The following is a 24,064-nucleotide window of genomic DNA, read 5'->3' on the forward strand; positions in this document are numbered from 1 at the left end:
ACCTGGGACGCCTGACCAGCCAGGGCGACATGACCCTGAGCGCGGCCTCGCTCGATAACCAGGGCACCCTGGGCAGCCTGGGCGACCTGCGCCTGGATAGCGCCAGCATCACCAATGCCTCCGATACCCTGCTGTTCGCCGGTGGCGACATGACGCTGCATACGCAGCAGCTGTTCAACCGCTATGGGGACATCTATAGCCGGGGCGACCTGACCCTGACACGCAACAGCGCCTTGGCCAAGGCGGACCGGCTGGAAAACCGCTCCGGGACCATCGAGGCCGAGGGAGATATGACGGTCGCGGTGAGCAATGTCACAAATACCGTTGATGCGTTTTCTACAGAGCAACAGCTGGTAGGTCGTGAAGTTTCGGGCACTCAGTACGAAGTTCGTATGTATCGCAAAACGGTGGACCACGACGGCCATGATGGGAGCGGAGCGACAGAAACCATCACGCTACTGGGCACTATCGATCATTTCGGTGAATACCAGCTCGTTGAGCGCTTCGAAAATAGTGTCAGCCTGGAGTCCGCTGCTGCCGAAATAGTGGCCGGGGGTAATGTCACGTTGCTCACCGATGAACTGGTGAATGATGCCAGTATCATCGCTGCCAACGGCGATGTGGAGATTCGTACTGACACCTTGGAAAATACCGGCCGGTCCAACACCTTGGTCGAAAAAACCACCGTGTTGGCAACGGACGAAGACGCACTAGCCTGTACAAAGAGAGAAAACTTTAATCGCTGCATGGGCTATAACGGCAGCGGTGGCCGTTTCTATCGATTGTTCATTGATGAATCCAACTCTCGATTCGATAGCTGGAATACAACGAGTGGATTTGATAGTGGCAACACGCTTCTTCCTCTTCCTTTTCTCACTGATGAAGTGGTCAAGGTCAGCGAGGTGGAAACCCGCACCATTCTCCCAGGTGGTGCTCCCGCCGTGATTTCCGCCGGTGGCCGTGTCTCCATTACCGCCACCGAGCAACTCCACAACGGCGATATCCAGGAACATACCCTGGCCCAGTTGCAGGGGCGCCTTGGCGATGCGGCGACCCAGGGGCCGGTTTCCACGCTGTCCATGACCCTGGGCCGTGATGCCGACCAGGCCAGTGCCCAGGGGCTGAACGCGCCATCGCGAGTGGACCGCAGTGGTGCCAGCCGCGATGCGTCGCTGGCGGATATCGGCGCAACGCCCAACACCGCTGGCGGGGGTCTTGACGGTGCACTGGACACCAGCGTGGGCGCTGGCTTTGACGCGGGAGGCGGCGTCTGGGTCTTCGACGACGCGCCCTTCCTGCGGGTCGATATCGCGCAGACGCCGTCCTTCCGGCTGCCGGAAGGTGACTATGGCCTGTTCGTGCGCGCCCCCGAGGCCCAGGGGCGCTATCTGGTCGAGACCAACCCGGAGTTCACCAACCTCGAGCAGTGGCGCGGTTCCGACTACCTGCTCGACAAGCTCGGCTACACCGATGACGAGGCCTATCGGCTGCTCGGCGATGGTCGCTATGAATCCCGGCTGATCCGTCAGGCGGTGCTGGCCACCACCGGCCAACGCTATCTCAGCGAGGGGCTGGGCGATGACTACGCCCAGTATCGCTACCTGATGAATAACGCCCTGGCCTCGAAGGACCGCCTGTCGCTGTCTGTGGGCGTGGGCTTGAGCCCCGAGCAGGTGGCGGCGCTGACCCACGACATCGTCTGGCTGGAGGAGCGTCAGATCGACGGCCAGACGGTGCTCGCGCCGGTGCTGTACCTGGCCAACCTGGACAGCCGAGATGTGCGCGGTGGTGGGGTGATCCAGGGTCGTGACATCGACCTGATCAGCGGCGGTGACTTGGTCAACGTCGGCACGCTTCGCGCCACCCACGACCTCAATGCCTACGCCGCTGGGTCGGTGTTGCAGGGCGGCCTGGTCAAGGCCGGTGACGCCCTGAACCTCACCGCCCGCGACGATATCCGCAACGCCATGGGTGGGCAGATTCGCGGGGACCGGGTCAGCCTGACGGCCCTTGAGGGGGACGTGGTCAACGACCGCTTAAGCGTGGCCGCTGGCACCTCACGGGATTATCGCAGCTATCTTGACCAGGGCGGCAGCATCAGCGCCCGTGATCAACTCGACATCCAGGCCGGGCGTGACGTGGTCAACCGTGGCAGCGTGACCAGCGGTGCTGACCTGTCCGTGACCGCCGGCCGCGACATCGTGGCCGGGGCCGTGGTGGACGTCAGCCACTGGCAGGATGCCCGCGGTCGCGATTATCAGGACAGCCGCACTACGCTCGGCTCAACCACCACCGCCGGGGGCGATCTTACCTGGCAGGCCGGACGGGATATCGCGATCGACGCCAGTCAGGTCTTAAGCGGTGATGACCTGGTGCTGGCCGCCGGACGCGACATGGCCATTGTCTCTGGCGAGGACAGCGACGCCAGCCGCGACGTCAGTCGCCGCCAGATCACCACCACCGACAGCATGACCCAGGTGGGCAGCGCCCTTGAGGCGGGAGGCAGTGCGAGCCTTAGCGCCGGAGGCGATATCGGCCTGCTCGCCAGCCGCGTCGAGGCCGGGGAGGGGCTGGGCCTGGTCGCCGGCGGCGACATCACCCTGGCGTCTGCGGCCAACTCCAGCGAGAGCCACACCCGCAAGCCCAACAAGACCTACGACACCCGCACGGTGCGTCAGCAGGGCAGCGAGCTGGCGGCCGGCACCGACCTGACGGTGGCCGCCGGGGGCGATCTCACCCTGGTGGCAAGTACCGCCAGCGCTGGCGATGAGGCGTATCTGTATGCCGGTGGCGACGTGGCCCTGCTGGCCGCCAACGACGAGGATTACTCCCGCTACGAGAAGAACGAGAGCGGCGGCCTGTTCGGCGGTGACAAGCATCGTCTCGATGAAGTGCAGGACCTGCGCGCCCAGGGCAGCCAGATTGAAAGCGGCGGTGATCTGATCATCGTCAGCGACGGCGACCAGACCTATGAAGGCGCCAGACTCGATGCGGGCAACGACCTGGTGCTGGACAGCGGCGGCGAGATCACCTTCGCCCATGCCCGCGACCTGCATAGCGAGACCCACGAAAAAAGCTCGAGCAATGCCGTCTGGCAGTCGGCCAAGGGCGAAGGCGAGACCGTCGAGACCCTGCGCCAGAGTGAGCTGGTGGCCCAGGGGGAGCGGATCATCCGCGCCGCCCAGGGCGTCAACGTCGACATCGAGCAGGTCGATGAACAGAGCATCCACCAGACCATCACCGCCATGGTCGAGGCCGACCCGAGCCTAGCTTGGCTGGCCGAGATGGAAGCCCGTGGCGACGTCGACTGGCGCGAGGTCAAGGCCCTCCATGATCAGTGGGACTATGACCACTCGGGCATGAGCGCCGCCGCGCAGCTGGTGGTGGCGATTGTGGTGGCCTACTACGTCGGCCCCATGGCCACCAAGCTGGTCGCGGGTGGTGCGTCAACTGGCGCCCTGGCGGCTGGTGGCTGGGCCAATGTAGCGGCTGCTACCTCGCTCACCAGTGTGGCCAGCAACACCGCCGTCAGCACCATCAATCAACAGGGGGACCTCGGCGAGGCTTGGGGCGACGTCACCTCCAGTGATGCCCTGCGCGGCTACGCTGTAGCGGGCATGACCGCCGGGCTGACCAACGGCCTGTACGACGGTTGGACCGGCACCCAGACAGGCCTGACAACTGGCCTGCCCAATAGCGGGACGGTCACAGGGGCCCCCCTTGGCACCTGGCAGGGGGCGGGCCAGTTCGGCGCCAATCAGCTGTTGCAGAACACCACCTCCGCGCTGCTGGACCGGGCGCTGGGCGGTGACGCTGCGCTGGGTGACGCATTTCAAGCGAGCCTGGCCAACACCTTCGCCGCCGTCGGCTTCAACGCTATCGGCAATACCTCCCTTGAAAACGGCAGCCTGAACAAGGCTGCCCTGCACGCCGTCATGGGCGGCCTTGCCGCCGAAGCCGCAGGCGGCGACTTCACCACCGGTGCACTCGCCGCCGGGGCCAATGAGCTGTTAGTGGACAAGCTCGCTGGAGAGTACAGCGACCTGGACCAGGCCGACAAAGGCCGGCTGCTGGTAATGAACTCCCAGATCATTGGCGTCATTGCCGCCGAGATCGCCAGCAACGACGACAGCGAGCTGCAGATCGGCGCCCAGGTGGCGGGGAGCGCGACGCAGTATAACTACCTGAGCCATTGGCAGAAGGAACAAAGGAGCCAGGAGCTGGAGGCGTGTCAAAGCCTTAGCTGCAAGGCGGAGCGTAACGAATACTGGACCAAGGTGAACCAGCTGCAAGACAGCGCCTATCTCTCTGGCATGGCATCAGGCGTTCCGCAAGCTCTCTACGAGAGTGCTAGTGATCTCCTGGCCTTGTTTGATGGTGATACCTACGCCGCCATGCTGGCCTTGCTGCAGGAAGACAACATCATCGCCACGTTGGGTGAGGCGGTGGTTCAGGAATACGCCGAGCGGTTTGAGACCTACCACCGTGAGTACGAGCGAGCGGGCGCTGACGGTGCTTACAACGCCGGGATGGAGATGGGCAAGGCCGCGGTGGAGGTGTTGTCACTTGCCGGGGCGGTAGCCGTGAAAGCTGCCATGACGACCGGGAAAATCGGTCGGTTGGCCACTACCGCTGCCAACAGTACCAGAGTGGACCTGCCGGCAGGCTCCATTGAGCTGAGGCCGGTAGGCGCGCAGCACACCACGCCACCGGGATACAAGGTGTTCCAGTCCCCAGAGGGCGACAGGTACTACGTATCGCCCGAGGGGCAGACGTATGCTAGCTTGGATGATGTGCCGGGGGGTGGGGTCCCAAATAGAACAGTAGTCGTTGAAGACGGAAAGTTCGATTATATCTTCGGCCGGGTTACATCAAACCCGCATAACACGGCTCGCTCTCGACAACTCCGAAGTGAATTGTCGCACATTGGCATCCATGATACAGCAGAAGGACGTCGTATTCTGATTGACCACTTTAATGATGTTGCCTCCGACTCGTCTAGTGTTGTGCGGACTTTTTCGGAAACCCACAATGGTGTTAGTCAAAAATTCACAGTGAGGGGGTCGTTGCTTTCTGGTCCCGGCGGCTTTGCGCGATTGGAAACAACGTTTGAAACGATGCCTGACGGCACAAGCCGTTTTATTACCACGATTCCTTATCGGTAAAAGAATGATGATGCGTGCCGCTATTAACCGCGAAAACTTTGTTCTACCCGCTTCGATAGATTTCATTGCGGCGTTTGGCTGCGATGTCAATTTTGATCGCCAGACCCACACTGAGGAGTATGTTTTTGAGGATGAATTAAGTGATATATCCAGGATGTGGATTGGAAGTGTTGATCGAACATTTAGCCTATCGATGACAAAAAATGGTACAGAAGTTGTGCGTGTATTCGACGAATGTGTTTCTTGTGTTCGCTTGGATGAGACACGAAAGGTAGTTGTCATTACGCTTGGCGATGGCGCGTTTACTCAGGAGCTAACACTTTCTGTTTGGCCACGTGGAAGAGTTTCCTTTACTCGAATGAGATGAAATCGCTGGGTGCGGTTCCTGAGTAAAGCACGGCCAATGGGTTGACGGAGGAACTTCATTGTACTTCGTTATCAGCTCACTCACCATTTACATGAGCCTGAATCCGTGAGACTGCCCCCCTGAAAAAGTTCTAACCAGCTGACTTACATGCCTGAATTCAAGCAATAAGTGCAGCACCACCCTTGAAAACGGCAGCCTTAACAAGGCCGCCCTGCACGCCGTCATGGGCGGCCTGGCCGCCGAAGCCGCAGGCGGTGACTTCACCACTGGTGCACTCGCCGCCGGGGCTAACGAGCTGTTAGTCGACAAGGTGGCTGGGCCAATGTAGCGGCTGCTACCTCGCTGATCAGTGTGGCCAGCAACGCCGCCGTCAGCACCATCAATCAACAGGGGGACCTCGGCGAGGCTTGGGGCGACGTCACCTCCAGTGACGCCCTGCGTGGCTACGCCGTGGCGGGCATGACCGCCGGGCTGACCAACGGCCTGTACAACGGCTGGACCGGCACCCAGACAGGCCTGACAACTGGCCTGCCCAATAGCGGGATGGTCACAGGCGCCCCCCTTGGCACCTGGCAAGGGGCGGGGCAGTTCGGCGCCAATCAGCTGTTGCAGAACACCACCTCCGCGCTGCTGGACCGGGCGCTGGGCGGTGACGCTGCGCTGGGTGACGCATTTCAAGCAAGCCTGGCCAACACCTTCGCCGCCGCTGGCTTCAACGCCATCGGCAATACCTCCCTTGAAAACGGCAGCCTGAACAAGGCTGCCCTGCACGCCGTCATGGGTGGCCTGGCAGCCGAAGCCGCGGGCGGCGACTTCACCACCGGCGCACTGGCCGCCGGGGCCAACGAGCTGTTAGTCGACAAGCTCGCTGGAGAGTACAGCGACCTGAACCAGGCCGACAAAGGCCGGCTGCTGGTAATGAACTCCCAGATCATCGGCGTGATCGCCGCCGAGATCGCCAGCAACGACGACAGCGAACTGCAGATCGGCGCCCAAGTGGCGGGGAGTGCGACGCAGTATAACCGGCTGCTGCATCCGCAGGAGCGGGAGGTTCTGGCAGACCGGTCTCGCGAGCTAGCAGCGGAGCGGGGTGAACCTAGTATTGGTGATCTGAGCTGGGACGATATGTTCGCGCTGGTCTCTGGTGCTCAGTTGGACGCTAGCCAAACCACCGCCTTCAGTGACTTGCTCGCCAGCTTGGGCACATCCAGCAATGCAAACAACCCACAGTATGCGAGATTCCTGAGTGACCTTCAGGTCGCACAGGCCGCCTACAATGAAATAAGGCAACAGTACGCTGGGCAGCCGCTCAGGTGGAGTGATGGAGAAGTCATCATCGCTCACGGTGAGCCAGTGGTCATGTTCCAAGCCAGCGAGGCCCAGTACCAAGATGGCAGCCTGTTTGGAGCGGTGGATTCCAGCTACTGGGGAAGTGGGCTCGACTCACCGTATAGTCTGGGAGCAACTGTCCACCACCAGGGCGAGATGGCTTCGATTGGCAGCGCTGGCTCCGCCGATACCATCAGGGTGTATGATCAAGCCTACTGGAGTGCCATGGGGGGCGGCGCTGAAGTCGACACCACCGATGTTGACATTGTATTGACGCTATCGGGTGGTGGTGTTGCAGCCAAGGCTGCGGCGTCGGGGATTAGAAGGTTGCTGCAGTCGCGGCTGGTTACCAATGGATCAATACCGCTTAGTAGGTTAGGCGACTTTTTTGTTGATGGGGCTATTCCTAAAGCTAGTGAGTTGAAAGCCTGGTGTGGGTTGCAAGCCAGAGTGCTAGAGGTCCTTTAAAGTACTTGGACCAGAATGGTGTTGCTCGCATCAGAATAAAGGGTGGAAGTGAAAGAGCACCGGGCAGTGCGGCGCCTCACATCGAGGTTAGAAATTCGGCAGGGCAAAGGATTGATCTGAAGACTGGAGAGTTGACGAATCGTCGCTCGCCAGGAAATCACACGGAGATTGAACTTGATATATAATGACGAGAAATATAAAAAATGGAATGAGTACTTTACTATTCAGGGTCTTGAGGATGTTTATCTTCAGGATAGTTATGTTCTGAAAATTGATAAAGGGCCTGACCATATATCTTTTTCCATGGATCTTGTATTAATGGAAGCGCACTCTAAGTACATTAATTATCATCCAGGTGAGCAGTATTGCTACAGACGCGGTGTTATCGAGTTTTCTGTGGTGGAGAAAGTTAATAATTTCTATAACAGTTTTATGGTTTTTAGTGATCTATCAGAAGAAGCTGATATGGGGAATATTGATGTTTTTTTATGGAAAGGGAAAAGGTACATCCTACAAGGAGACTGGGGGGAGGTGGATGTTGAATGTGAACGTGTAATGGTATACTTACACGATTCCTGAACCAGATGGGCACGGTTTTCGGTCTCAATGAGCAAGTGGAACATCAGTTTGATTGAGTAAGCTATCGCACGACTCACCGGGCAGACTCAGCCTCCAGGCGCAATATTATTGGAGTGAAGGAGCGTAAGACTCTTGAAATAACGTAAGTTACGTCTCGGATGTTTAATTGGCCAGAAAGGGATGTCCGTTACTTCGGCCGAGCGCCGTAACGGAGTTGACGATCTGGTCAACGCCGGCGCCACTCAGGGGAGTGCGACGCAGTATAACCGGCTGCTGCATCCGCAGGAGCGGGAGGTTCTGGCAGACCGGTCTCGCGAGCTAACTGTAGTGTCTCGGATGTTCGGTTGAGCAGAACCCCACCCTGAAGTGGCGTAGGGCTAGCCGGTACGTCCCTTCCAGTCCACGCCTGAACAGTGTGCCGATAGAGGGCTGTTTGGCGACCTACAGGTGACTCAGCTCGGAGTGCCGCTGGATGACCTTGCGGATCGCTACGGCAGTCAGCAGGCGTGGGTGCACCAGGGTGAAATTGGGGGTATCGGCGCAGCCGCGCCAGATACGTCCGAGCTGTTGCAGGGCTTGGTACATGCAGCCAGCCTAGGACAGGTGGAAGATGCTGACTGGGTATCTGAGCTGCTGATTGATCTGTTTACGCTGGAAAGAGTGACGCAGTTGAGAGGTCATTTCAATCTCGAAAACGGTCTTCCCAGCGGCACTGTCTTTAGAGCTGTCAATCAAGGCAATATTACAAGTTACGCAGTCTACGACGCTAATGGTATGATAGTGAGGCGCGTGGATGTTACTGGTGCCGCCCACAATGGCGTTCAGACCCCACACGTTTTAGAGTATGGGCGAAATAGATTTCCGGATGGAAGCATCCGAGTTCAAAGCCCAAGGGCCGACCCAAGACCATCTACACTGGATGAGATACCATGAAGTTCCGAGACCCGCTGCCTGATTGGTCGGAGCCTGAAACAGTTAGATTCTGGGGCGACAAGATTTTACCGCGACCTGACTCGCCATGGCTTGATTACGTAAATTACTACATCCACCCAGACGTAGTTTCTGTGGTCGGACGGTTGTTAATTCCTGCTTTTGTCGAACACGAGGGAGGGGTGTTCCTTCGGGAGCGGTTCTCACTCTCGGGGTATTTACGGTGGAAAGAGGAACTCGAAGAAACCGTAGCCATCGAGAAGGTCATCAATCATCAGCACGTGTATGATTTATTTTTAACGAGCGAAGAAATCACGGCGGCTTCGTTTGAAGGCGTAGCGAGTTTGATGGCGCAGACCCTCCGTTTGGCATTGAATGGTAGCTTTCCTGAACGCCGTTTTCATGTTTATACGTCCAATACGGATCAAGACTACGGCCCAGTAGTGGGGTTTTATTCTGAGGATTCAGCTACCCGATCCTTTGGGCTTTTCGACGTCTCATAAGGATTCGGCCAGTGGTTGGCCGGGCAGTGAGTCTGATGACAGGAAACGATGCTGTAATCTGTAGTCGCGCCTGATTTTCGTCAGGTGGTGCTGGCGACCACTGGCCAGCATTCCCTTAAAGATGGCCTGTGTGGCGGCGACGTGGTCAACGACCGCCTAAGCTTGGCGGCTGGCACTTCATGCGACTATCGCAGCGATTTCGATCAGGGCGTCAGCCAGCGCCCGCGACCAACTCGACATCCGTGCCGGGGGTGACGTGGTCAATCGTGGCAGCGTGACAAGCGGGGCTGACTTTCCTCAATCGGTTACCGGGGTCAGAGTGATAATAATGCCAGACTCATCTTTCCCCAAACGGCTATCGCATCATAACCGTCCATCCTGTGTCAAAAGTGATTAACTAAGGCCTTTGTATGAAAAATGCTCAGCAGCGTGCTATTTCTGATGCCGATTTGCAAACCCTACGCTCGTGGATGAGCGGGACCTTTTATCAAACTTGGGACTTGGACGAAGAAGGCGGCATGGTCGAAGTGGTAGAACGCGAATTATGTCATACTGATGAAGCGTCTGAAGAGATGATTAAATATCTCAATGGATTTATTAAGTTGATATCTGCTATTCCGGAGGTGTCGGAACTGATCGGGACTGTGACAGGTGACTACGATCCGCTTTCTGACGGTATGGAATCAATAGAATGGCTAGTATTATTAAAACAGTACCTTCGAGGTGATAAGGATGTGTTTAACGCAATCGATTGTCGAGCGCGGACTGACTAGTGCGTGCCTTGTAGGCTAGGTGTCGTGTCTTGGATGTTTCAAAATGGCGATGATGTGGGAAATGTGGCTGTGCGGCTGAACCGGGCCAATCGATGTAATCCGAGGTTGGATAGCATTGAGATCGAGTATCAAATCAATGAGCGAACCTTTACGCGTGATTTTGAAAATCAAGCGGGGGGAGGGAAATGAACCCGATAGTAGAGCAACGGCAAGTCATCGATCAATTATACCGAGTCGTAAAAGGAAGCTGTCCAGATGGTGCCGAATTAGTGAGATGTAGGTTTGATTACGATCATGGCTATTCTGATGGCAGCATCAGTGTCGGGTCAGAGCTCAGTTTTTTCTACAACGGTAAGGCGCATTATCCAGCTTTAGATGGTGAACGTCGGCGTCTAGTAAAGGACCTAGTCAAAGAGCTTCACGCGAAGATGAAAGCGCACACTGGCGGCGATTGGTATGCCTTTACGCTGTCTATCAACGAGGACGGGAGCGTAACGACTAAGTTTGAATACCCACACCAGAATCCACTCAATTGATTCGTAACGTCGAGTAGGGGAACCTGGCCCTGGTCGCCGGGGGCGATCTCACCCTGGTAGCTGGGTCAATATGGCGGCTACTGCGTTATTGACCGGCATGGCCAGCAACGCCGCTGTCAGTACCATCAATCATCAGGGTGACCTGGGCGAGGCCTGGGGCGAAGTCACCTCAAGAGACGCCCTGCGCGGCGACGCCGTGGCGGGCGTAACCGCCGGGCTGACCAACGGCCTGTACGACGGTTGGGCTGGCACCCAGTCCGGCCTTACAACTGGGCTGCCTAATAGTGGGATTGGCACAGGAACACCCCTTGGCACCTGGCAAGGAGCGGGACAATGCGTCAACCAAGCTATTTATCGTCATGTCGTCTTCAACAACCCGCGAGCTTAGTCCAATGTGGGGAGATGACTCGCTAAGGAAATAACTATGAGCGTGTGGAATGATGAATTTAACCGGTTGTGTAAGGCTGGGGCGGTCTCCGGGCCTGTTAGTGACTTAGCTATTGGTCAGGCCGAGAATGAACTTGGTGTTCAATTCCCATCCGAATATCATGAGTTTCTACGGAAATACGGTGCTGTTTTCACGAGAGGTGTCGAGGTTTATGGGTTAATCCAAGTAGAAGAAGACGGCAATCCGCCTTTATGGCAAGACGTTGTCACCGTGACAAAACAACTCCGGGCTATGGGCCAAGCTGGTACGGATAAGAATAGTTTCATCCCCATATGTGATGATGGGATGGATGCTATTTCTATCTCGATACATCAGTAACCCATGAAACAAAAATTTTGGCTGTTGGGCCTGGTATCGAACGTACATACGATGCCAATCTCTTCAAATTCTTGGTTGATTTATCAAATCTAAGGCCAACTTGATGAATTTTAATTAGCATGCCTGTCGTCTCATAGACGAGGTTGACGTGGGCCAAATACTTATACAGAACGCAATTTTTACGATAATCTTACTAGTCTTGGCGCCGGGGCTCACAGAGGGAGGGTGGTTGTAAGCAGTGTTGAGCTTGAGCATCGAATTTATAGTTTTGTGGACCATTAGTTTAATATATGATCGGTATTTCATCTATGAGTCGAGTCATATCTAAGAGTGAAGTGGTGATTATATCTTCATTGTTGAAGGTGGCAGGGCTCTCAGTAGATGGCTTAGAAAGGGAGATGGTTGATGTGATAGACTCGGACTCTGGGTCTATATGCTCTGCAAGCTGCAAGCTGCAGGCGAGGAGAACGTGTCAAAGCGATTTCGAATTGCAATTTCGACGATGTGGATGGAGTTTATGTAGATGCTATATTATTTGTTAACTCGCAAGGTAAGTTTAGAGAGCTATTTATATGGAAAGTTGATGGTTCCCCATTAATAAGTTTTCCTTCAGATAAAGATGGGCTCAAGAGGGTTTGTATTATTGTAAAGTAGAAGCCGGCTATAGATGCCAAGTTTCAGATGCACAGTTGTACAGAACCCGGTCCTTTCCCTAGCTCCTTCTTAGCCAGGCCGTTGGCGACGTGGCCCTGCTGGCTGCCAACGACGAGGATTACTCCCGCTACGAGAAGAACGTGAGCTTTGGCCTGTTCGGCGGTGACAAGCATCGTCTCGATGAAGTGCAGGACCTGCGCGCCCAGGGCTGCCAGATCGCAAGCAACGGCTGACCTGACCTATGAGGCCGCCAAACTCAATGCTGGCAACGACCTGAGGGTCTTCGTCAGGCAGTATTCTTTTCTACCTTTCTGGCCCAACCCCGAGTGCAAAAGGTAGTACCGAGATCCAGGAAATGCCTTGCGGATCGACAGTGATACCTAGTGTGGAAAGTGGCTATTGGGTCTCCGTTTCAGAAGGTCAACCATTAAATCCCACAACAGGTAAGCCTGGTTCTCGTGGATAGTATCATGTCCCACTACCTGAAAAACGCTATGCCTCCCGAGAGATGAACTATGAATTTTGTGGATGATGACGATGTGGCTGAATTTGAAAAATGTGCGCTTGTTGGAATTACCGTTGGCGTGGGGTCTTTTATTTTAATCTTCACAAATGATAATTCCATAGTTATGTCGTGTCGATTCAAGACAACTATAAATGGTTCTGGTTTTGAGGGGCATGGAGAAGAGCCAGAAACGAGCAGCCTCCTTTTTAGTCTTTTAAATGGTAACGTTGACTCATCGTCGCTTCTTTCTGATGGGAGTATTGTTTTACTGTTTTCTGGTGGCGATAAACTTAAAATAATTCCTGAGCCCAATGGGCTTGAATCTTTTGTCATGTTAACGAAGCGTGGTATTTCTCCTATGATAACGGGGTAGTCGTTATATCTGCTCCCTATGTTGTCGATGACGGTCATATTAGTGCCCCAGGACAGTGGGGTGTTTATCTCGCACGACTTCATCCTGGAGACTATATCTAAATGCGGTGAAGTAATTCACTCGGCTATATGATCTTCGTTTCCTGGCAGCGTCTGTACTATAAGTGCGACAGTCTAAGCCAAGAATAGACCACTCAAGGGTAGTACATCGAGGGCTTCAATGACCAGTGCAGTTGCTTCAGAAGATGGAATTAAAATTTTGTTATCTCGACATGAGGCTATCGTTCTTTTCGAGTGGCTTTCGCGGAATTGGGAGAACGATAATATGGGCTGTGATGAGCTTTTTAATGACCCGGCTGAAAATCAGCTACTCATCTGGCTTGAAAATGATCTCGCGCCCCTTTTGAGCGAAGTGTTTGATGAGAAGTACCACGAAGTGGTGCGCTTAGCTTATCGTGAAGTGGTGCCGGATAAAGAAGGGTGGGTGTAATCGTTAAAGGGCGGTGTGTTGTCCCAGCAGAACATTTGCTAGCTGTTGTGTGTTGAATGTTCAGTTAGACAGAAAGGGCTATCCGTTAGTGGGGCTAAGCCACGTAAAGGAATCGGTGACTTGGTCACAGCAGGAGTGTGCAAGGGACCGCAGCGAACCGCTGGCAAGGGTGGGGCATGACCCGGTGATGAGGTAGCGGGTGCCACCATTGCCTCCAGGCTGGATGAGGTCATGTCTTCAGACACAAAAAAAGCTCCGACGCGGAGGGCGCAAGAGCTTTTTTCATAAGTATTCAGTGGTCGGAGCGACAGGATTCGAACCTGCGACCTTTGCAACCCCATTGCAACGCGCTACCAAGCTGCGCCACGCTCCGACTTGGCCTTTGGGCTCTGTGACCGTCTGGCCTGTCCCCCGAAGACGAGGCGTATACTAGCGCGTTCATTTCGAAATGAAAACCCCTTTTTGCGCTTTTATTTCAATTGGTTGGAAATTGACCGCTGGTGATGGTCAGCGCTGCCCAGTTTGTCTGTGCTCTGACACACTATAGGGAGAGTAAACCAAGGTGCGGAGGGGACGCGGATGCCGCTGATTCTGGGAATGAGCCTATTGCTGGGCTGTCAGTTTGCGGGTGAATTATTGGCTCGGCTGTTGGGGCTGCCGATTCCGGGGCCTGTTATCGGGATGGTCATACTGCTGGTGGGTCTGACGATCCGCGGCAAGGTACCTAAGAGCCTGCGGACCACGGGTGAGGGGCTGCTGCGTTACCTGACGCTGTTGTTCGTGCCTGCCGGGGTGGGCTTGATGGTGCATGGTCGACTGATTGCCAATGATGGCGTGGCCATCGCGGCAACTCTGGTGCTGTCGACCGCGCTGACATTGGCGGTGACGGCCTGGGTGATGTCGTCGCTGGCGACGCGCAGGGGAGGTCGCTAATGGAAGCCTCTGCCCTGGATGAACTGTGGGTCTATCTGTCGGGGAATCCGCTGGTCTCGCTACTGGTGACGCTACTGGCCTTTGCCCTGGCCGTGCGCATCAATCGTTGGCTGGGTGGGACGCCGCTGCTGCATGCGGTGACGCTTAGCATTGCGCTGATCATTACCTTTCTTCTGCTGACCGGAATTGACTACGCGACGTACTTTGAAGGTGCTCAGTTCATCCATTTTCTGCTGGGCCCGGCCACCGTCGCTCTGGCGATACCCCTTTACGATCACCGAGAGCGGGTGCGCCAGCTGCTGGTGCCACTGTTGGCCGCCTGTGGCGCGGGTATCGTCACGGCGGTGGCCTCGACGCTGGGTCTGGCGCTGCTGTTTGGTGCGTCTCCTCAGACAGTGCTGTCGCTGGCACCTCGTTCGGTGACGTCGCCGATTGCCATGGGGGTGGCGGAGCAGATTGGTGGCATTCCATCGTTGGCGGCGGGCCTGGTGCTGATTACCGGCTCCATTGGATGTGCCCTGGGGCCTTTCATTTTTCGCATGCTGGGCGTTCGTGATCCTGTGGTGCAGGGCTTCACCATGGGACTGGCGGCGCATGGTTTTGGTACCGCCCAGGCTTTTGCCAAGCTCGGTGCCATGGCGGGGGCGTTCTCTGGGCTTGCCATGGGGCTCACAGGTTTGGTGACGGCCTTTCTGCTACCGGCGCTGGTAGCACTTTTCGGACTATGACCTTCGTCTAATGCGCAACGCAAACTGTCTCCGGCTGAACTATGGTCAAGCGAAGGACGAGGGATGACTTGACCTGACCGGAGGTCGCGATGTGGAAGACCATTACGTCTGTACTCGCCGCCTTCTTTGGCGTTCAGAAGGAATCCCGACGGCAGGAGGATTTCACCTCTGGCAAGGCGTCCAGTTTTATCGTGGTAGGCATCCTGGCAGGGGTGCTGTTTGTGGTGGTACTGGTAGTGATCGCCACCTTGGCGGCGGGGTAGTGACTCCACCGTCGAGGTGGCGATCTGCGTTGTGGCACCTGGTGTGGTGGAAGTGGGTGATGCGCTACCGGGAAGTGCCGGGTAAGGCAACAGCGCGGTGTTGCATGCCGGATGCATCAGGTCATGACGGATGCGTCAGGTGAAGATCCAGGGAATTCGCCGATCAGCCCGCATCTACCACCGGGCACAGACGTAACACGACAGACGAATAACAACCGACGTATCACACAGGCTCCAGGAGGCATCGATGCGCATACGCCACGTATGGATGACTGCAGGAATGCTGGTTGCAGCGCTGATGACCGGAGTGAGCGGTCCTCTCCTCGCGGCTGACTGGAACATGCCGGTCGGTGTCACTGACGTGAGTCGTGAAGTGCACTCCTTGCACATGACGATTTTCTGGATCTGCGTAGTGATTGGCGTGGTGGTCTTCGGCGCCATGTTCTATTCGCTGTTTCGCTACCGCCATTCCCAGGGGGCCAAGGCCGCCACGTTTCATGAACACACCACGGTAGAGGTCATCTGGACCGCGCTGCCCTTGCTGATTCTGGTCGGCATGGCGGTGCCCGCCACGGCGACGCTGAAGAAGATGTATGACGCCTCTGACGCTGATCTCGACGTCATGGTCACGGGCCAGCAATGGCGCTGGCATTACAGCTATCTGGGTGAGGATGTCGACTTTACCTCCAATCTTGCGACCCCGCGTGAACAGATCACCGGTGACAGCGCCAAGGGGGACCATTATCTGTTGGAAGTCGATGAACCGTTGGTATTGCCGGTGGGCAAGAAGGTGCGTCTGCTGCTGACGGCAGATGACGTCATCCACTCCTGGTGGGTACCGGAGCTGGCGGTCAAGCAGGATGCGGTGCCGGGATTCGTCAACGAGAACTGGGTAAGAATCAACGAGCCGGGCATCTATCGCGGCCAGTGCGCCGAGCTATGTGGCAAGGATCACGGTTTTATGCCCGTGGTGGTCGAGGCGGTGGAGCAGGAGCAGTTCGACACCTGGCTGGCACAGCGCAAGGAGGCCGCCGCCCAGGAGGCGCAGGGCGTCGACCGTGAGTGGAGCATGGATGAGCTGATGGCCAGGGGCGAGCAGGTGTATGGCTCGATCTGTGCGTCTTGCCATCAGGCTGATGGCAGCGGACTGCCGCCGGCTTTCCCCGCCCTGGCGGGTAACCAGGCGCTGCTGGATGATCCCGGCCGACATATCGACACTGTCGTCAACGGTGTGTCGGGGTCGGCCATGCCGGCGTTTCGCACCACGCTGAATCCTGTCGAGATAGCCGCTGTCATCACCTATGAACGTAATGCCTGGGGCAATGACTCGGGCGAGGTCACCCAGCCCGCCGAGATCGCCGCAATGCTGGCCGAGTGACGCCCCGTGCGTCACCCAGCCTCGATACACAGATTGACGTGACACGCTGACACCTGGTCCGTGTCGGACGGACTGCCAACCGGGGAGAACTTCGCCATGGCGTCACTGCCTCCCAAGCATCGTCTGCAATCCTCCGCAGCGGATAGCGCTGCGACAGGCCAGCACGAGCATCATCGACCCCGCGGCCTGATGCGGTGGGTGCTGACGACCAACCATAAGGAGATCGGTACGCTGTACCTGATCTTCTCCTTGACCATGTTCTTGATCGGCGGTGTCTTCGCCCTGGTGGTGCGGGCCGAGCTGTTTCAGCCAGGACTTCAGCTGGTTCAGCCTGAATTCTTCAATCAGATGACCACCATGCACGGGCTCATCATGGTGTTTGGCGCGGTCATGCCTGCCTTCGTTGGTCTTGCCAACTGGATGGTGCCGCTCCAGATAGGGGCTCCGGACATGGCGCTCCCGCGGCTTAACAATTTCAGCTTCTGGCTGTTGCCGATTGCCTTTACGCTGATGCTGAGCACATTGTTCATGCCTGGCGGTGCGCCGAACTTCGGCTGGACATTCTATGCCCCCCTGTCGACGACCTACGCACCTCCGTCCACCACCTTCTTTATCTTATCGCTGCATATTGCCGGAATCAGTTCGATCCTCGGCGCCATCAACATCATTGCGACCATTCTCAACCTGCGTGCCCCGGGGATGCGCATGATGGACATGACCTTGTTCGTGTGGACGTGGCTGATCACCGCCTTCCTGTTGATCGCCGTGATGCCGGTCCTCGCGGGCGTTGTCACCATGATGCTGATGGACATTAATTTCGGCACCAGCTTCTTCAACGCGGGGGGCGGCGGCGATCCGGTGCTGTTCCAGCATCTTTTCTGGTTCTTCGGGCATCCCGAGGTCTACATCATGATCTTGCCGGCGTTCGGCATCGTGTCGGTGATTATCCCGACCTTTGCGCGCAAGCGGTTGTTCGGGTACGCCTCAATGGTCTACGCCACGGCGTCCATTGCCATCCTGTCCTTTCTGGTTTGGGCGCACCATATGTTTGTCGTCGGGCTGCCATTGGTCGCAGAGCTGTTTTTCATGTACAGCACGATGCTTATCGCGGTACCCACCGGGGTGAAAGTGTTTAACTGGATCACGACACTGTTTCGCGGCTCTATCAGCTTTGAACCGGCGATGCTGTTTGCCATTGCCTTTGTCGTACTGTTTACCATCGGAGGTTTCTCGGGCTTGATGCTGGCGATCTCACCAGCAGATTTTCAGTATCACGACACCTACTTTGTGGTGGCTCATTTCCACTATGTACTGGTGCCAGGGGCGGTGTTCTCGATCATGGCGGCGGTCTATTACTGGCTGCCGAAGTGGACCGGCCATTATCCGCACCTGCGGTTGTCTCAGTGGCATTTCTGGCTGTCGGTCATTGGCGTGAACCTGACGTTCTTCCCGATGCACTTTTCTGGTCTCGCTGGTATGCCACGGCGTATTCCCGACTATTCGCTGCAGTTCGCTGACTTCAACATGGTGTCGAGCATCGGTGCCTTCATGTTCGGCCTTTCGCAGCTGCTGTTCGTGGTGATCGTCATCATGTGTGTAAGAGGTGGCAAGACCGCGCCCGCCAAGGCGTGGGACGGGGCTGAGGACCTGGAGTGGACCGTGCCAAGCCCGGCTCCGCTGCATACCTTCGAGCACCCGCCCCAGTATCGACCGGTCGAACACTGACGTGCGGGAGATCGCCCATGGTGAATGTCGTCGAGGATCGCAGGCCGCAGGTACGACGCACCGTCATCAAGACCCTGGTGGTGCTGGCGGGTATGTGCGTCTTTGCCTTCGCGCTGGTGCCCCTCTACGACGTCTTCTGTCAGGTGACGGGGCTGAACGGCAAGACAGCGTCCAGCGCTCAGTCTCTGGCGCACCAGGAGGTGGATGCCGAGCGTACCGTGACCATGCAGTTCGTGACACGTGGTGCGGCTGGCCTGCCATGGCGGCTAGAGGTGGAGGAGCGCCAGATCCGGGTGCATCCAGGGCAGAGCGCAGAGGTGCACTTCACCTTTCGCAATCTTGGTGAGCGCTCGCTGGTGGCCCGAGCTGTGCCAAGTGTGACGCCGTCGCCGGCATCGCTACATCTCCGCAAGCTGGTGTGCTTCTGCTTCGAGAACCAGCGTCTGGCAGCGGGCGAAAGCTTTACGGCGCCGCTGGTGTTTCAGCTGACGAGGGACTTGCCGCCCGAGATCAAGACCGTGACGTTGGTGTACACCCTATATCCCCAGGAAAACGACACCGTAACAGCCGCGATGTCGGACGATGGCAAGCATATTGACGCTGTGGCCACGCGGCGCTGGGCGGACAGGTCCTCAGGAGGTGAAACATGAGTGGTGGCAGCTACTATGTTCCCGCAACCAGCAAGTGGCCAATTCTGGGCTCTCTGGCGATGGGCGTGATGATGGTCGGAGGCGGCACCTGGCTGGTACATGGAGCCGTGGGGTCACCGCTGATGTTGGCAGGGTTGGTGGGGATTCTCGCCGTCATGGTGCTGTGGTTTCGCGATGTGATTCGAGAGTCCATGGCAGGCCTGTACGACGCGCAGATGGATCGCTCATTCCGCTGGGGCATGGGCTGGTTCATCTTCTCTGAGGTCATGTTCTTTGCGGCCTTCTTTGGCGCGCTTTTCTACGTGAGAACCTTGGCACTGCCCTGGCTGGATGGCGAAGGCGCCAAGGGGGTGACGGCGCTGCTTTGGCCTGATTTTTCGGCCAGCTGGCCATTGCTCGATCCGCCGGATAGCCGCATTTCGGGACCCGCGGAGACTCTCAGTCCATGGCAGCTGCCGCTGGTCAATACGCTGTTGCTGGTGTCATCCAGCATCACTCTTACCGTGGCTCATGAAGCGCTGAAGATGGGGGAGCGACAGGCAACGCATAACTGGCTGTTCGGCACCGTACTGCTGGGGACCTGCTTCATCATTATTCAAGGAGTGGAGTACTACGAGGCCTACCATCACCTCGGGCTGACCCTTGAAGCCGGCATCTACGGTTCAACCTTCTTCATGCTGACAGGCTTTCACGGCCTGCACGTCATCATCGGCACCATCATCCTCGCCAGCATCCTGCTGCGCATACGCAAGGGACACTTCAGTGGCGCCAACCACTTCGGCTTCGAGGCCGCAGCCTGGTATTGGCACTTTGTCGACGTGGTATGGCTTGGGCTTTTCATCTTCGTCTACGTTTTCTGACGCTGACAGGCACCGGGTGATGACAAGCCCGCGTCCCTCGCCTCAAGGCACAGAGGGGGGGGCGAGACCAACAGGGCTGAAGCGGTCGAGAAGAAGTGGGCTGAGACAGGGCTGAATGAGACAGGGCTGACTGAGACAGACATGCTCAAGACAGAAAACGACCTGAGCGGGTCAGGGACTGATCGGTTCAGCCAAGCGTGCCGCTGGCAAAACCATAGATCAACAAGCCCAGGAGCAGGGCAGCCAAGCCAACGCGAATCTTGAGGGAGATCAGCAGGCGGCGAGATTGACTGTCGTCCTTGAGCAAGAATCCGACGCCTGCGGCCAGGCTGGTCAGCATGGCAATGAAGACGATCAGGATCAGGGATTTGAGCAGCATGGCAAGCGTCCGTTCCGGTGACAGTGAGTGGCGGTGGTCGCCCCGATTGGTGGTGTGGTGCGTGCTCTGCGCAGCGCTGATCGTGCTGGGAGTGTGCCTGGGACTATGGCAGTGGGAGCGGGCTGCCGACAAGCGCCTCTATCTGGAACATCGCGATACGGCACCGACGGTGCACATGCCAGAGACAGTACCGCCAGACGGCGCAAGAGTGTCGTTACAAGGGCGGTTTATGGGTGCCGAAACCCTGTTTCTGGATAATCGCACCCTTGGTCAGCAACTGGGTGTGGCGGTGCTCACACCCTTTGTTGACCTGGAGGGACGGCGTTGGTTGGTGGAGCGCGGGTTTATCGAGACCGGCGTTTCAAGGATGGCACCGAGCGCTGATACGCCAGAGGGTACGGTCACGATCCGCGGCGAATGGCAGATCGACAGCCGCCGCGCGCCACGCTTTGGTGACAATCTCGAGGGCACTCGGTTGCAGCGAATCGAGCTGGCCAGCTGGCAGCAGCCTTTCACCTACCCCGGCTGGCTGCACCAGCGGCAAGGCGAGGGCCATCTGCTTGATTGGTGGGTGCCCAGCGTCATGCCCCCCGAGCGCCATCTTGCCTATGCGGTGCAGTGGTGGGCCTTGGCAGGGGTCGCGACGATCGCTTTGGTGGTGGGTGCCAGGCGGATGCGACAGGACCAGCTGATCAAGACAGACCTTGATGCACGGTAGCGACCGAAAAGACGGGAGGGCCCATGACGGCATTGGCATGGCAGCGCACGAAACTGATCGCTCTGATATCGATCTTCGTGGCACCGATGTTGGTAGCGTGGATCATGGCCGAATGGCGTATCGGCATCCCCGTTGAGCGAACGGCACACGGCTCGCTCGACAGTCAGGTGCCGGTGTTGTCGGAGTGGCCCATCGAAGCTCTGGAGACGGGGCAGGGGGTGACAGGGTCTGCTGATGAGGACAGCCAGGCCAGCGGCGAACCCATGGCGAGTTCAAGGGCGTGGCGGCTGGTGTTTGATTGCGGTAGTGGCTGCCAAGAAGATGCTGACCGTTGGTGGCGGTTGCACCGTGCATTGGGTAAGGAAGCGCATCGGCTGACCAGGCTTCGCATTGGCGGAACGCCGCCTGCGTTACCCGGCGAATCCCTCTGGCGTTGGTCGACGGTGCCAGAGTGGAGTGGCCAAGGCAGAGCGTGGTTGCTGGATCCCGTTGGGAATGTGGCAGTGGCCTATGCCGATGGTACAGATACCAGGGCAGTGATGGATGACATCGAGCACCTGTTCAAACGCAATCCAGAGTGGCCAGCCGCGGCAAGGCATCAGCAGGCTACGCCTGGGGTTGCCGGCGCACTTGATGGGCCTCCTTCGATGTCCGGATCAATGTCTTTTCTCGGTGGTCGCGTTGATGCAATCGCTATAGCTGGCGCTGAGGCCTGGGCGGAGGCGCGGCCAATGGCCTTGTCTAGTGCACAGGCTTTTACGTCGCTGGTCAGCAGGGAGGTGGCCTATGAATGATCGGCGGCTGTTCTGGTTGCGAGTGTTGAGCCTGGCGGGGGCCGCTTTCACGGCGGTGGTGATTCTGGCAGGCGCATGGACGCGGCTGCTTGATGCGGGGCTTGGCTGCCCGGACTGGCCGGGCTGTTATGGCAACTTCATGGTGCCGGATGCTGACCAAGCGCTGCGACACAGTCCCGACAGTCCGCTGGATGCCACCAAGGCCTGGATGGAGATGATCCATCGCTATCTGGCCAGCGGGCTGGGATTGCTGGTGGTCAGCCTGCTGGTGATCGCCTGGCCCCACCGTCGACGGCAAGGCATGCCCTGGCGCCAGATGCTGCTGCTGTTTGCGGTGTTGATGGTGCAGGGCGCCTTTGGCGCTTATACCGTTACCCTCAAGCTGTGGCCTCAGGTCGTCACCTTGCATTTGCTGGGTGGACTGTCTGTGATGAGCCTCTTCGTCTGGCTGCATCTTCGCCTGAGGCGCCTGGCCCGTGGCCAAGGTGTTGGCGCAGCGCGTCGGCCCGGTCGTGTGCTGACCATCGCGTTGTTGCTATTGGTGATGCAGCTGGCATTGGGTGGCTGGACGTCGAGCAATTACGCCGGACTGGCCTGCCAGGGGTTTCCTACCTGCAACACACAATGGTGGCCGGAGACCGATTGGGGGGAAGGTTTTCATCTCACCCAGGCAGTGGGGCCCACTTACCTGCATGGGGCTTTGCATGCTGAGGCGCGAACCACCATCCACCTAGCCCATCGCCTCGGGGCAGGGTTGCTGGGCATCGCCTTGATGGTCGTCGTGGTCTGTTACTGGCGGCGTCGCGAGATGCGGCCCTGGCTGGTGAGCCTTGCTGCCGCGCTACTGCTACAAGTCGCTCTGGGCGTGGCCAATGTACTGTGGTGGCTACCCCTTGGCCTGGCGTTGCTGCATACAGCGGGGGCTGTTTTGCTGGTGTTCACGTTCACGCTGGTGGTCTGGAAACAGCGCTATAGCACGGCCGTGGTGGTCCGCCAACGTCGACCAACGTCGCTGGTACTGGCTGTGGATGACCTGGACGCCGACCGGCGGCGAGTCGGCAGCGCAGGCTCTTTGATAACTTCACGCTCTGGGCAAGATGTCGGTAGTGAGCCCCAGCGCAAGAAGCGGGGGTGGCTACATGCGTGATGGCCAAGCGGTAGTTCCCGGCATGGCGCCTGTGTCCGTATGGCGTGACCTGTTGGTGCTGTGCAAGTGGCGTGTCGTGGCGGTGATGCTGGTCTGTGTCCTGGTGGGCATGCTGCTGGCGGTGCCCTTGCCGCCGCTCGATACGGTGGTGCTCGGTCTAATGGGGATTGGCCTGTCTGCGGCCGGAGCCGCAGCGATCAATCATGTGGTGGATCGCAAGCTTGATGCCAGAATGGGGCGCACCGCTCGCCGGCCGCTGGCCTCAGGTCGGCTATCAACGCCCCTGGCAATAGGGTGGGCGCTGTCGCTGTGCGTGGTGGGGGTAGGGGTGCTGGCCATCGCCGTCAACGACCTGACGGCCTGGTTAACCTTGGCCTCGCTGGTGGGCTACGCGCTGGTGTACACCGTTTTTCTCAAGCGCGCCACACCGCAGAACATCGTCATTGGCGGTGTTGCCGGGGCCGCGCCACCGCTGTTGGGCTGGACCGCGGTGACGGGCGCCATGGCGCCCGAGCCCCTGTTGCTGGTGCTGATTATCTTTGCCTGGACACCTCCGCACTTCTGGGCCCTGGCGATCTACAAGCGAGACGAATACGCCGAGGCCGGAATTCCCATGCTGCCGGTGACCCATGGCCTGGACTTTGCGCGTTTGCAGGTGTGGCTTTACGGCTGGCTCACGGTCGCGGCGACGCTGTTGCCATTTGTCATTGGCATGAGTGGATGGTGGTACTTATGCTGCGTCCTGCTGCTGAATATACGGTTCATGCATTGGAACCTGAGGGTCTGGCGTGGTCGCGATGAACAGGTGCCGCTGCAGGCATTCTGGTTCTCGATACGCTATCTGTTGGGCGTGTTTCTGGCGTTGCTGAGCGACCACTACCTGTCTCTGGTGCTGACACTCTCGGCCTGATGCTCTCTTTCAGGTTCGCTCTTGCAGATGGGCTCTTAGCTATTCCCGGCATTTAGGGCTGGGTGTCAGGTCTCGGGCTTAGGCTTCAATTTCATGCCTCGGTTGTGGCCTTCAACGTTAGGGCTCGGTGGTAGGTCTGGGG

Annotated in this window: 25 protein-coding genes, 1 tRNA gene and 1 pseudogene; 24 read left to right on the top strand and 3 right to left on the bottom strand. The window is 57.8% G+C overall.

Annotated features, from left to right (window positions below):
* From KUV72_RS10810 to KUV72_RS10825, 4 genes and pseudogenes are all read left to right on the top strand, one after another.
* A partial coding sequence (locus KUV72_RS10810; RefSeq protein ID WP_222238369.1) for a hemagglutinin repeat-containing protein occupies positions 1 to 5,165 on the top strand: 5,165 nt, incomplete at its 5' end.
* Positions 5,166 to 5,175: 10 nt separating this feature from the next.
* The gene (locus tag KUV72_RS10815) at positions 5,176 to 5,532 is read left to right on the top strand and encodes a hypothetical protein (RefSeq protein WP_222238370.1); all 357 of its coding nucleotides are present in this window, start codon (positions 5,176 to 5,178) and stop codon (positions 5,530 to 5,532) included.
* A 339-nt stretch (positions 5,533 to 5,871) separates the two neighbouring features.
* A pseudogene (locus tag KUV72_RS10820) lies at positions 5,872 to 7,329 on the top strand (DUF637 domain-containing protein); the annotation flags it as partial.
* A 174-nt stretch (positions 7,330 to 7,503) separates the two neighbouring features.
* Positions 7,504 to 7,908, top strand: a complete 405-nt coding sequence (locus KUV72_RS10825) for a hypothetical protein (RefSeq protein WP_222238373.1) — start codon at positions 7,504 to 7,506, stop codon at positions 7,906 to 7,908.
* 441 nt (positions 7,909 to 8,349) lie between these two features.
* Here KUV72_RS10825 and KUV72_RS10830 read toward each other — a convergent pair whose 3' ends face one another.
* Complete coding sequence (locus KUV72_RS10830) at positions 8,350 to 8,493, bottom strand: hypothetical protein (protein WP_222238374.1); 144 nt, start codon at positions 8,491 to 8,493, stop codon at positions 8,350 to 8,352.
* Positions 8,494 to 8,568: 75 nt separating this feature from the next.
* On the opposite strand from KUV72_RS10830, the gene KUV72_RS20060 reads away from it, so the two are divergent.
* From KUV72_RS20060 to KUV72_RS10870, 9 genes are all read left to right on the top strand, one after another.
* The gene (locus tag KUV72_RS20060; RefSeq protein ID WP_409995888.1) at positions 8,569 to 8,841 is read left to right on the top strand and encodes a polymorphic toxin type 24 domain-containing protein; all 273 of its coding nucleotides are present in this window, start codon (positions 8,569 to 8,571) and stop codon (positions 8,839 to 8,841) included.
* Positions 8,838 to 9,341 (top strand): hypothetical protein, encoded by a 504-nt coding sequence (locus KUV72_RS10840; protein ID WP_222238377.1) that lies wholly within the window; start codon positions 8,838 to 8,840, stop codon positions 9,339 to 9,341. Before KUV72_RS20060 ends, KUV72_RS10840 begins: the two co-directional genes overlap by 4 nt.
* A gap of 410 nt (positions 9,342 to 9,751) precedes the next feature.
* On the top strand, positions 9,752 to 10,114 hold the full coding sequence (locus KUV72_RS10845; protein WP_222238378.1) for a hypothetical protein: 363 nt from the start codon (positions 9,752 to 9,754) through the stop codon (positions 10,112 to 10,114).
* Between the two features lie 606 nt (positions 10,115 to 10,720).
* A complete protein-coding gene (locus KUV72_RS10850; protein ID WP_261317462.1) occupies positions 10,721 to 11,038 on the top strand; it encodes a DUF637 domain-containing protein in 318 nt (105 codons plus the stop codon).
* Between the two features lie 36 nt (positions 11,039 to 11,074).
* Complete coding sequence (locus KUV72_RS10855) at positions 11,075 to 11,416, top strand: SMI1/KNR4 family protein (protein ID WP_222238380.1); 342 nt, start codon at positions 11,075 to 11,077, stop codon at positions 11,414 to 11,416.
* A gap of 438 nt (positions 11,417 to 11,854) precedes the next feature.
* Positions 11,855 to 12,070, top strand: coding sequence for a DUF6984 family protein (locus tag KUV72_RS20065; protein WP_409995889.1), 216 nt, complete (start codon positions 11,855 to 11,857; stop codon positions 12,068 to 12,070).
* Positions 12,071 to 12,159: 89 nt separating this feature from the next.
* A complete protein-coding gene (locus tag KUV72_RS10860) occupies positions 12,160 to 12,303 on the top strand; it encodes a hypothetical protein (RefSeq protein ID WP_222238381.1) in 144 nt (47 codons plus the stop codon).
* Positions 12,304 to 12,585: 282 nt separating this feature from the next.
* Positions 12,586 to 12,948 carry a hypothetical protein gene (locus tag KUV72_RS10865; RefSeq protein ID WP_222238383.1) on the top strand — a complete coding sequence of 121 codons (363 nt, stop codon included), beginning with the start codon at positions 12,586 to 12,588 and terminating at the stop codon, positions 12,946 to 12,948.
* A gap of 219 nt (positions 12,949 to 13,167) precedes the next feature.
* Positions 13,168 to 13,437 (top strand): hypothetical protein, encoded by a 270-nt coding sequence (locus KUV72_RS10870; protein WP_222238384.1) that lies wholly within the window; start codon positions 13,168 to 13,170, stop codon positions 13,435 to 13,437.
* Between the two features lie 296 nt (positions 13,438 to 13,733).
* On the opposite strand, the gene KUV72_RS10875 is transcribed toward KUV72_RS10870, so the two are convergent.
* A tRNA-Pro gene (locus KUV72_RS10875) sits at positions 13,734 to 13,810 on the bottom strand.
* A gap of 206 nt (positions 13,811 to 14,016) precedes the next feature.
* Here KUV72_RS10875 and KUV72_RS10880 point away from each other — a divergent pair.
* The 7 genes from KUV72_RS10880 (at position 14,017) to KUV72_RS10910 (ending at position 19,974) form a co-directional block, all read left to right on the top strand.
* The gene (locus KUV72_RS10880) at positions 14,017 to 14,370 is read left to right on the top strand and encodes a CidA/LrgA family protein (RefSeq protein ID WP_206938478.1); all 354 of its coding nucleotides are present in this window, start codon (positions 14,017 to 14,019) and stop codon (positions 14,368 to 14,370) included.
* Positions 14,370 to 15,098, top strand: a complete 729-nt coding sequence (locus KUV72_RS10885; protein ID WP_206938480.1) for an LrgB family protein — start codon at positions 14,370 to 14,372, stop codon at positions 15,096 to 15,098. The genes KUV72_RS10880 and KUV72_RS10885 overlap by 1 nt, the downstream gene beginning before the upstream one ends.
* An 89-nt stretch (positions 15,099 to 15,187) precedes the next feature.
* Complete coding sequence (locus KUV72_RS10890; RefSeq protein ID WP_206938482.1) at positions 15,188 to 15,361, top strand: DUF2970 domain-containing protein; 174 nt, start codon at positions 15,188 to 15,190, stop codon at positions 15,359 to 15,361.
* A 247-nt stretch (positions 15,362 to 15,608) separates the two neighbouring features.
* The gene (coxB, locus tag KUV72_RS10895) at positions 15,609 to 16,739 is read left to right on the top strand and encodes a cytochrome c oxidase subunit II (RefSeq protein WP_222238385.1); all 1,131 of its coding nucleotides are present in this window, start codon (positions 15,609 to 15,611) and stop codon (positions 16,737 to 16,739) included.
* 96 nt (positions 16,740 to 16,835) lie between these two features.
* A complete protein-coding gene (gene ctaD / locus KUV72_RS10900; RefSeq protein WP_206938486.1) occupies positions 16,836 to 18,464 on the top strand; it encodes a cytochrome c oxidase subunit I in 1,629 nt (542 codons plus the stop codon).
* A gap of 17 nt (positions 18,465 to 18,481) precedes the next feature.
* Complete coding sequence (locus KUV72_RS10905) at positions 18,482 to 19,114, top strand: cytochrome c oxidase assembly protein (RefSeq protein ID WP_222238387.1); 633 nt, start codon at positions 18,482 to 18,484, stop codon at positions 19,112 to 19,114.
* Entirely contained in the window at positions 19,111 to 19,974 is an 864-nt protein-coding gene (locus KUV72_RS10910; RefSeq protein ID WP_206938490.1) for a cytochrome c oxidase subunit 3, read from the top strand. The genes KUV72_RS10905 and KUV72_RS10910 overlap by 4 nt, the downstream gene beginning before the upstream one ends.
* 187 nt (positions 19,975 to 20,161) lie before the next feature.
* Here KUV72_RS10910 and KUV72_RS10915 read toward each other — a convergent pair whose 3' ends face one another.
* A complete protein-coding gene (locus KUV72_RS10915; protein ID WP_206938492.1) occupies positions 20,162 to 20,353 on the bottom strand; it encodes a DUF2909 family protein in 192 nt (63 codons plus the stop codon).
* Between KUV72_RS10915 and KUV72_RS10920 the strand changes: the two genes are divergently transcribed.
* From KUV72_RS10920 to cyoE, 4 genes are read left to right on the top strand one after another with little or no spacing between them, the layout of a single operon-like run.
* A complete protein-coding gene (locus KUV72_RS10920) occupies positions 20,352 to 21,071 on the top strand; it encodes an SURF1 family protein (RefSeq protein ID WP_222238389.1) in 720 nt (239 codons plus the stop codon). The genes KUV72_RS10915 and KUV72_RS10920 overlap by 2 nt on opposite strands.
* 23 nt (positions 21,072 to 21,094) lie before the next feature.
* Positions 21,095 to 21,865, top strand: a complete 771-nt coding sequence (locus tag KUV72_RS10925) for a hypothetical protein (RefSeq protein WP_222238390.1) — start codon at positions 21,095 to 21,097, stop codon at positions 21,863 to 21,865.
* On the top strand, positions 21,858 to 23,012 hold the full coding sequence (locus KUV72_RS10930) for a COX15/CtaA family protein (RefSeq protein WP_222238392.1): 1,155 nt from the start codon (positions 21,858 to 21,860) through the stop codon (positions 23,010 to 23,012). The genes KUV72_RS10925 and KUV72_RS10930 overlap by 8 nt, the downstream gene beginning before the upstream one ends.
* The gene (cyoE, locus tag KUV72_RS10935) at positions 23,005 to 23,922 is read left to right on the top strand and encodes a heme o synthase (protein ID WP_222238394.1); all 918 of its coding nucleotides are present in this window, start codon (positions 23,005 to 23,007) and stop codon (positions 23,920 to 23,922) included. The genes KUV72_RS10930 and cyoE overlap by 8 nt, the downstream gene beginning before the upstream one ends.
* Positions 23,923 to 24,064 lie beyond the last annotated feature (142 nt).

It is taken from the genome of Halomonas sp. DP4Y7-1, from assembly GCF_019800705.1.
Taxonomy (GTDB): Bacteria; Pseudomonadota; Gammaproteobacteria; order Pseudomonadales; family Halomonadaceae; genus Halomonas; species Halomonas litopenaei_A.